Below are 544 nucleotides of genomic sequence, written 5' to 3'. Positions count from 1 at the left end.
TTAAAAGTAAGCAGGAGCCTGAAAGAAAATTGTGTCAAGATTTATAGCGCAAGGGAAAAACTGGAAAAAGAACTGGGGAGAGAACCGGTAATGGAGGAAATAGCCCAAAGTGCACAGCTTTCTGTAGATGAAGTGGTGATGTCACTGGAATCGGGGGCAGAAGTTGAGTCTTTACATAAGATTATCTATCAGGGTGATGGAAATGATATTTCGCTTATGGACAGGCTTCAGGAAAAAGAAAATGGACAGGATGCCGCGTTGAATCGTATTTTTCTGGATGAAATATTAAAGAAGCTGGATGCAAGGGAACGTCAGCTGATATATATGAGATATTTTAAAGATATGACGCAGACAGAAATTGCTGCCGAGATGGGAATCTCACAGGTGCAGGTGTCCAGAATGGAGAAAAGAATTTTAAAACAATTAAAAGACCAGACATAGTATATATCAGGTGGTGAATAGAAAAAGAGTATGCATATAACAAGTGATATTTCCCGATAAGCAGGTAAATATCACTTGTTTTGCATACTCTTTTTGTGTTTGC

1 protein-coding gene is annotated in these 544 nt (G+C 38.6%); it reads left to right on the top strand.

The features are described 5' to 3' along the window. Nucleotides 1-441: sigma-70 family RNA polymerase sigma factor (locus ACTNC0_RS18260; protein ID WP_441088494.1), on the top strand; the 441-nt coding region annotated here is incomplete at its 5' end. Nucleotides 442-544: the final 103 nt, after the last annotated feature.

It is taken from the genome of Blautia sp. HCP3S3_B11 (assembly GCF_052064435.1).
In the GTDB taxonomy this organism is placed as follows: domain Bacteria; phylum Bacillota; class Clostridia; order Lachnospirales; family Lachnospiraceae; genus Blautia_A.
Note: the sequence above shows the minus strand (reverse complement) of the source record. Positions and strands in the feature narration are given on the sequence as shown.